This window comes from Streptomyces sp. NPDC001153 (assembly GCF_053598315.1).
In genome coordinates, this window is sequence record NZ_JBSFJZ010000074.1 from 24,738 (window position 1) to 32,165 (window position 7,428).

A 7,428-nucleotide genomic window follows, 5' to 3' on the forward strand; every position below is an offset into this window, starting at 1 on the left:
ACCTGACCCAGCTCGATGGCGAGCCGGCCGAAGCCTTCGCCGCCGCGCAGGCCACCGTCGACGCACAGGCCGGGCTGGGCACCATGGCCTCCTACGCGACCAAGGTGGCGCTGCCCGCCACGGGCACCTGGTCCAACCCCGGAAGGGGAGGCGCCCAGGCGGGACATCGTCATCACCGCGCCCGAGGACGGGGTGCCGCTGCTGTTCGTGTAGATCGACAACTGCTACGAGTCCGCGCCGGAACTCGCCGCGAAGATCGACAAGTACATGCGGTTCTGCCAGCGGAAGGTGAAGGACGCCGACGGCAAGGAGCGGCCGATGTGGCGCACCCGCTGGTGGGTGCCCGACGGCCGGTACGGCGACCAGCCGCACCCGCTGCTGCTGCTCGCCTTCAACCGCGTCGGCCCGCGCAACCCCAACACCGTCATCGCGCGTCTGGCCGAGCTCACCCACCGGCACTGGCAAGGCGAGGCACACGAGGGTTTCCACATGTACGACAGCAAGCTCCCCATCGTGGTCACCGGCATGAAGATGCTGAAGGAGCACGGCCCGGCCGGGGCGATCTTCCGGCGCTTCGGCCGGCCGCACAACCAGACGCTCCTGGAGGCGATCGGCAACTCCCGCCGCGAAGCCCACCACGCCCGCCGGCAGGCCGAGTACGAAGCCCCCGAGCCGGGAGTACAAGGAGCAGCTGCGCCGCGCGGCCGAGCAGCAGCGGGCCGAGCGGGAGGCCCGCCGTCCCGTGTGCGCCGACTGTGGCACCAGGTTCACCGACGACCGGTGGAAGGCCATCGAGCCTGCCGGGTGGGACGTCCCACGGGAGACCCACCCGCACCTGTGGGACGACTGCAAGCAGCGCGCCATCACCGCCGAACGCCAAGCCGAGCACACCGAGCCCGAGCACCAGGACCAGGCTGTGCCCGAGCAGAAGGCCGGCGGCACCTGGCTCTCACGCTTCCGCAGCTGAAGCAGACAGGCCCGCGCTGTCAGTTGTGACTGCAGCAGGCGAGCCTGAAGCCACAACCTGCCGCGAAGCACTCTTCCAGGTGTAGCGGAGGAAATCTGTCATGCCTGGAGTAGACATTGACCATCTACAGAGCTACGGTTTCTACCGTACCCAGGAAGTCGAAGTGGGCACGGCAGACAGGAACTGCCGTGCATGCAGGTCACGCAGGACGCGACCCGAAGGGGTCGCGAGCAGTACCCGCGTTATCCAGCAGTACAACCGAGTAACCGAAGGTAAGGAGCAGAACGCCATCAGGATCGCCCGGGCGAGGAAGCAGTCCGCCCGGGTACCGCAAGGCCCCGGATTGGAAGGTGGTCCCCGGTCACGCATACGCGATCCCCGCAGCCCCGCCCTCCCAGGCGGAACCTGCGGACAAAGAAGGCCGGCGCAGTCGGCCAGTAGATGGTGTTGAAAGCTCGGGGCCCGGGTGCCAGTACGGCATCCGGGCCCCCCGACGCATCCCCCGAAAGAAGAGGTCTATGCCCCCTCGCAGTACCCGGCCCGCCGATATCCTCGACGACGACGACTATCCCGCCTACACCATGGGCCGGGCCGCCGAGATGCTCGGCACCACCCCCGCCTTCCTCCGCGCCCTCGGCGAACACCGCCTGATCACTCCCTTGCGCTCCGAAGGTGGCCACCGCCGCTACTCCCGCTACCAGCTGCGCATCGCCGCCCGTGCCCGCGAACTCGTCGACCAGGGCACCGCCATAGAGGCCGCCTGCCGCATCGTCATCCTCGAAGACCAGCTCGAAGAAGCTCAGCGCATCAACGAGCAACTGCGCGCCCAAGGCGGCCAGCCGCAGTCGAAGCCCTCAGCCTGAACAAGGACGCCGGATGTGGCCCCCGACGCCGACCGACCAGCGGACCAGGCACCCCTCACAGTTCCGCGCCGCCGCCTCGCGCTGGGCCGCAACCAGTACGCGCACAGCACTACACAAGGACCCCGACACACCTGCCGGGGTCCTTGGCCGTTCAAGTGCAGCTGCCGGATTGCATCCCCCTCGGCAGCGCCGACGACGAGGTGACCGGCGAGGTCGCTGAGCAGACCGGCGCAGGCCCGGACCGCGGTCACCGCGGGGGGTCGGTAAACGCGCTGTGGCCCCCGGTGGAACCGAAGACCAGAGGATGGACCTTCCTTGTCTGTGGCTCGGCGGACTGCCCGCACCAGACGTTCGGCGAGCCGTTCGCGCAGTTCACCGCCCCGTACGCACGTGAGGTCTGACCGCCGCCTGACGATCTTCCCGCTGCCTGGTCCGCGCACCGCGCACGCTGCGCGATCACCCGTGGGCCGACCGGGTCGAGATCGTTCAGGGAGACGTGACCGACGCCGAGTCGGTGGGGCCGGGCGATGACCGGAGCGGACGTGGCCTGCTACCTGGTGCAGACCCTCGGCTCCGGGCGCGGCTTCGAGCGCGCCGACCGCGAGGCGGCCCGCATCTTCGGGGAGCAGGCCCGCCGGGCTGGTGTCGGCCGCTTCGAAGCCGGCGGAGCCGGACCCGATGATGACGGCGGCGCGCAGCACGGCCGACGGCACGCCCGAGGCGAGCCTTCTGCATCGGCGGCCCGGACGCGCTGACGTACCGCGAGATGATGCGCCGCTACGCCGCCGTGGCCGGGCTGCCCCGGCGGCTAATCCTGCCCGTGCCCGTCCTCCCCCCGGGCGTGTCCAGCCACTGGGTGGGCCTGGTCACGCCGGTCCCGGCCTCGATCGCGCGTCCCCTGACGGAGTCGCTGCGGCACGAGGTGGTGTGCCGCGAGAACGACCTCAAACGGTACCTGCCCGGCCCGCCCGGCCACCCCGTCGGCTTCGACCGCGCAGTCGCCCTCGCTCTGCAGCGAGTCCGGTGACGCCCAGGTCGCCACTCGCTGTTCGTCAGCCGCCGTGCCCGGCGCACCCAGTGACCCCCTGCCCACCGATCCGGACTGAGCGGGCGGCAGCCTCTACATCGATGTCCGCGAACGGGAAGCCGATGCCGCACCCGAAGCGCTCTGGCGGCGTGCCCCATGTGCCAGGCGTACAGCAGTGCGGCGACGCCCAGGACCGCAGCCAGCGCCGGGCGTTCCCAGCGCGCCGGACCTTCCGGCCGGTCGGCGCGCCCGTGCGATTCCCGGCAACGACCGTGGGAGCCGGCACTCCGGGCGGTGGGAATGGCGTCCATGGCAAGGGTCCTTGGACCAGTGTTGAGGCGGAACGGCAGCTGAGAGGCGGAAGTCTGCGCGGGAGCCGCGGGCACCGCACATGCGTGCCGTCCAGCAGTACGCCGCCCGACAGACCGGCGATGCGCGTCGAGAGGGGGCTACGGCTTCCGGCGCCCGCAGAGGCGTCTTCTTGGCGCTTTCGATCTCGGTCACCAGGACAACCTTGCCGAGGCGGGGAGGTCCACCATCCGCCGGGGTTCGGGAGGTGTCCCGCCGGTCGGCCAACCGACCCCCTCCGAGTGGCGGGGGTCGGTCTTGGCGACCTGCGTCGTGACCTGGAGACCTTCCACCACACCGACGCACTCATGGACCGGCCCGCTCTGTCGCGATCTCGCGATGGGCTCGGCGTTCTCCCGTCACCTACCAACGCCATCATGCCCGTCGCAGGGCCGCCTCGATCGGCGCCCGCACCGACGCCAGCATGACCGGTACCAGCCGAGAAGTCCTCAGCGTGTCGACGATCATGCCAGTCCCCAGACCTGCCCCGTCCTCCCCGATCGTTCGTGCGGTGCGGATGAGCGGTGAGGAGTCGGGCCGCCCGGCTGTGAAGTGTCCGGTCCGAGGCGGGCCGAGAAGAGCGCCGTCCGTGGTCGTCGCGGAGGAACTACGCGACCCCATGGGGACGGCCACGAACCTCTGTGTGGGGAATTGCGCGACGTTCCGCATCCGCGCGCCGAAGAGGACGAACCCGGCCCCATCGAAGAGATGGGACCGGGTTCGCACTACCGCCTACTTGAGCGCCGTACCGCCCGTGTTGTGATAGGCGATCGTCTTGCTGATCAGGTTTCCGCCGTCGGTCTCGATCGACGTCTGTTCCTGCTGCCCTGCACCGAACAGCAGGCCGGCGATATGCGCGTTCGCCACCTGGTCCATGTGCCCGAACAACCAGTCCACCTTGTCGCCCTTGTAGCGGTTGAGGGTGTTGTTCTGCGCCATGTTGCCCACGGGGATCTGCCACAGGACCACCGGCTTGCCCACGGACTCGGCCATCGTCTTGTAGAACGCCAGACGGGCGTCGGCTTTCTGGTCGGTCCAGAAGGTGTCACGGCCGCCGTGGGCCGACTCTGCGTACCAGCCTGCATCGCGGTCCGACACATCGGAGACCAGGAAGTCGGCGTTCTGCGCCCCGAGGTTTGCGTAGTCCTTGACGCATGCCGGTGTGTTGTACTCCCAGTCGAAGCAGGAAAGGTGCATCCCCACGGCGGTGTTCGGCGCGTACTTGCGCGCCATGTCGACCAGGCAGCGGGAGAGTCCGGCGGCGCTGTTCTCCTGCGATCGGCAATCCGTCGGATTTGTGCCCGAGGCCTGTGCGGGAACCTGGTGCGGATCGCCGAGCGACCGGACGTAGCCCCAGAAGTCAGGCTCAGGGTCGATCATGTCGTGCGAGTTGCCAGCGACATGGTGATGCTGGTAGTGCCGTCGAGCGATGTCGCGGTGACGGAGGCGTCCGAGGCCTCGGCCGGATATGTGCTGCCTATGCCCAGGGCGGCCGTTGCGGCGGCGACAGCCGCACCCTTGAGCACCCTGCGGCGGGAGGGTTCCTGAGGCTCTGACACGTTCACAGTCGGTCCACCTCGCTTGGGTATGGATTCCAACAAACTCAACCAGCAAGTAACAGTTTCTGACTGTCGCGAAGTTTCTACGCCCGCCCCGAACCGAAGGTCAACCCCTCGCATCCGTCCTTCCACATGTCCGAAATCCTGGACAGTTCGGGCGACTTGCGGCCCTGCCGAGTCCGGCTGGGTGTGCAGCGAGCCGGTCAAGGTTGAACAAATTCGAACGTCATCCTTGACGCCGCAAACATGCCACGACTCTCATGGGTCTCCGCCGACACCAAGGGACCGTCAACCTCGACAGAGAGGGACGCACATGTTCAAGGGAGTTGCCCGGACGCCCGCCGGCCGATGGCGGCGCAGAGCCGCCGCGTTACTGACCCTGCTGGGAGGCCTTGCGGCGCTCCTGCTTCCGGCGACCGAGGCGCACGCGGCCTCGGTGTCGTTCACCACGAGCGCCGCACGCACCGACCAGAACGGGAACGCGCTTCAGCTGCACGGCCTCGGCATCATCAAGGTGGGCAGCACCTGGTACGGCTTCGGGGAGGACAAGACCGGCGAGACGTCGTCGGACACGTCGTTCCAGGACATCCCCTGCTACACCTCGACCGACCTGGCCAACTGGACCTACCGGGGCGTCGCCCTGGCCAGGCAGAGCAGCGGCGACCTGGGGCCGAGCCGCGTAGTGGAGCGACCCAAGGTCATCTACAACGCCTCGACCAGCACCTACGTGATGTACATGCATATCGACAGCACCAACTACTCCGAGGCCAAGGTCGGTGTGGCGACCAGCAGCACCCCCTGCGGCCCCTACACCTACCGGGGAAGCTTCCGGCCGCTGGGCAACCTCAGCCGTGACCTCGGCCTGTTCCAGGACTCCGACGGCACCGCCTATCTGCTGAGCGAGGACCGCAACAACGGCCTGCGCATCGACAAGCTGTCCGCCGACTACCTGTCCGTGGACAGCGCTGTGGCGGTGCTCGGCAGCAGCGGCAGCAGCGGCAGCGTCGAGGCGCCCGCCATGGTCAAGGTCAACGGCACCTACTACGTCTTCGGCTCGCACCTGACGGGCTGGGGCCTCAACGACAACATCTACGCCACCGCCACGTCACTGGGCGGCCCCTGGTCGTCGTTCCGTGACGTGGCCGCACCCGGCACCCACACCTACGGCAGCCAGACGGCGAACGTCATCACCGTCCAGGGCTCCTCCGGCACCACCTACATCTACGCCGGCGACCGCTGGAACACCTCCGACCTCGGCGCGTCGAAACTGATCTGGCTGCCCCTGACCATCAGGGGAACGACGGTGAACCTCGGCCAGTACCCCACCTGGTCACTCGACACCGCAGCGGGAACCTGGACGGCCGACAGCGGGATCCCCGCTGAGGGCGTTCACACCCTGAAGGATGTCAACAGCTCCATGCTGATGGACGTGTCGAGCGGCTCGACGGCGAAGGGCGCCAAGATCATCCAGTGGCCGTCCACCGGCGGTACCAACCAGCAGTGGACGCTCACGCGGGTGGGGGACAACATCTTCACGCTCAAGAGCGTGAAGAGCGGCCTTTGCCTGGACGTGCCGAACCAGTCGACCGCCACCGGCCTGCAACTGCAGCAGTGGGCCTGCAACGGCGGGACCAATCAAGAATGGTTCCTCGACCTCGTCGGCAGCTACACCGGCAGCACCTACGTGCTCGCCGGCGTCGGCAGCGACCTGGACATCGGCGTCACGACCGCCTCGACCACCGGCGGAGAGGCCGTGGACCAGGAACCGGGCACGGGCGCGACCAGCCAGCAGTGGAGTCTTTCCTGACAGGTGCGCCAGGACCACTGACGCGGATCAACGACCACGTCGGCCACGTGTTCCTGACCCCGCAACGCTTCCAACCGGCCGAGGAGTTCGTCATCCGGCACACGGCGGCCAGGTCGTCACCGTCGAGCAGCACCTGTGCTACTTCGCCGCCGCCCGCCGCCTGCCCGTGTGGACCGAGGCCGCGAACTCCTCAGCCTCCTCGGCCGCGAGCGCTACGCACAGCCGTGGGCGGCCGTGCTGTACCCCGCGGTGGCGGGGCGGGTGGTCGCCGAGGTGCTCATCGGGCATCCCGTGGCCCGGTTGTACGCTGACGTCACGGCCGAGTCCTCCGGCCTGGCAGGCCACCCCGCCCACCGCACCGGAGCCCCGCACCGACCTGCCCCGTCCTGCTCCTGGCACACCAGCCAGGCTTCCGGGGCCCGCCGTTCCGCGTCTTCGCCCCCAGCGAGCTCACCCTGCTCGTGCTCCGCTCCCCACACCCGGCCCACCTCGCCGTAGACGGGGCGCGCCAACACACCGCTTGGAGCTGTCCACGAGCCGAGGGGTGCGGCGGCAACAGATGCGGTCGCCGGGCAGATGCTCGATCTTCAGCCGGATCAACGTGCCGTGAATCAGGTGGAGTTCGCCGCGGTGGACGAGCCAGGGGCCGCGGGCCTGCAGGCAGGATGCGTCCGGTTGCCGGGTCTCCGGCTCGGAGGCGTTCGCCGGACCTGATCAGCGGTTGGACGACTGGGCGTACCAGAGGGCCAGACGTGCCTGCTCAGCCAGGACGGCGAGTACGACGTCCGGTTGTGATGTGGGCGGGGGGGGGGGGCCGGGCGGGGGGCCGGCGGGGGCCCCCCCCCCCCCGACACATC

Annotated in this window: 7 protein-coding genes and 2 pseudogenes; 5 read left to right on the plus strand and 4 right to left on the minus strand. The window is 69.0% G+C overall.

From position 1 onward, the window contains the following. Positions 1-224: 224 nt before the first annotated feature. On the minus strand, positions 225-449 hold the full coding sequence (locus ACWDEN_RS44935; RefSeq protein WP_450863781.1) for a hypothetical protein: 225 nt from the start codon (positions 447-449) through the stop codon (positions 225-227). 293 nt (positions 450-742) lie between these two features. Between ACWDEN_RS44935 and ACWDEN_RS44940 the strand changes: the two genes are divergently transcribed. The 3 genes and pseudogenes from ACWDEN_RS44940 to ACWDEN_RS44950 all read left to right on the plus strand — a co-directional run. Further along, the gene (locus tag ACWDEN_RS44940; protein WP_450863783.1) at positions 743-967 is read left to right on the plus strand and encodes a hypothetical protein; all 225 of its coding nucleotides are present in this window, start codon (positions 743-745) and stop codon (positions 965-967) included. Between the two features lie 518 nt (positions 968-1,485). Further along, positions 1,486-1,830: a MerR family transcriptional regulator gene (locus ACWDEN_RS44945; RefSeq protein ID WP_351554943.1), complete on the plus strand. Its 345-nt coding sequence runs from the start codon at positions 1,486-1,488 to the stop codon at positions 1,828-1,830. 421 nt (positions 1,831-2,251) lie between these two features. After that, a pseudogene (locus tag ACWDEN_RS44950) lies at positions 2,252-3,005 on the plus strand (NAD(P)H-binding protein); the annotation flags it as partial. A 932-nt stretch (positions 3,006-3,937) separates the two neighbouring features. Here the strand turns inward: ACWDEN_RS44950 and ACWDEN_RS44955 are convergent. Beyond that, complete coding sequence (locus tag ACWDEN_RS44955; protein ID WP_450863785.1) at positions 3,938-4,585, minus strand: hypothetical protein; 648 nt, start codon at positions 4,583-4,585, stop codon at positions 3,938-3,940. Beyond that, positions 4,582-4,764, minus strand: a complete 183-nt coding sequence (locus tag ACWDEN_RS44960; RefSeq protein WP_450863786.1) for a twin-arginine translocation signal domain-containing protein — start codon at positions 4,762-4,764, stop codon at positions 4,582-4,584. Before ACWDEN_RS44960 ends, ACWDEN_RS44955 begins: the two co-directional genes overlap by 4 nt. A gap of 313 nt (positions 4,765-5,077) precedes the next feature. Here ACWDEN_RS44960 and ACWDEN_RS44965 point away from each other — a divergent pair, with 313 nt between their 5' ends. Then, positions 5,078-6,571, plus strand: a complete 1,494-nt coding sequence (locus ACWDEN_RS44965; RefSeq protein WP_450863788.1) for an RICIN domain-containing protein — start codon at positions 5,078-5,080, stop codon at positions 6,569-6,571. A gap of 138 nt (positions 6,572-6,709) precedes the next feature. Here the strand turns inward: ACWDEN_RS44965 and ACWDEN_RS44970 are convergent, their stop codons facing one another. Further along, a complete protein-coding gene (locus tag ACWDEN_RS44970) occupies positions 6,710-6,859 on the minus strand; it encodes a hypothetical protein (RefSeq protein WP_351619142.1) in 150 nt (49 codons plus the stop codon). Positions 6,860-6,880: 21 nt separating this feature from the next. On the opposite strand from ACWDEN_RS44970, the pseudogene ACWDEN_RS44975 reads away from it, so the two are divergent. Continuing rightward, positions 6,881-7,050 (plus strand): annotated as a pseudogene (locus ACWDEN_RS44975) (metallophosphoesterase); the annotation flags it as partial. Positions 7,051-7,428 lie beyond the last annotated feature (378 nt).

Excerpts from the sequence above, each read along its gene's own strand:
- ACWDEN_RS44945 (WP_351554943.1), top strand. The coding sequence starts at position 1,486 with ATGCCCCCTCGCAGTACCCGGCCCGCCGATATCCTCGACGACGACGAC.
- ACWDEN_RS44955 (WP_450863785.1), bottom strand. The coding sequence starts at position 4,585 with ATGATCGACCCTGAGCCTGACTTCTGGGGCTACGTCCGGTCGCTCGGC.
- ACWDEN_RS44965 (WP_450863788.1), top strand. The coding sequence starts at position 5,078 with ATGTTCAAGGGAGTTGCCCGGACGCCCGCCGGCCGATGGCGGCGCAGA.
- ACWDEN_RS44970 (WP_351619142.1), bottom strand. The coding sequence starts at position 6,859 with ATGCCCGATGAGCACCTCGGCGACCACCCGCCCCGCCACCGCGGGGTA.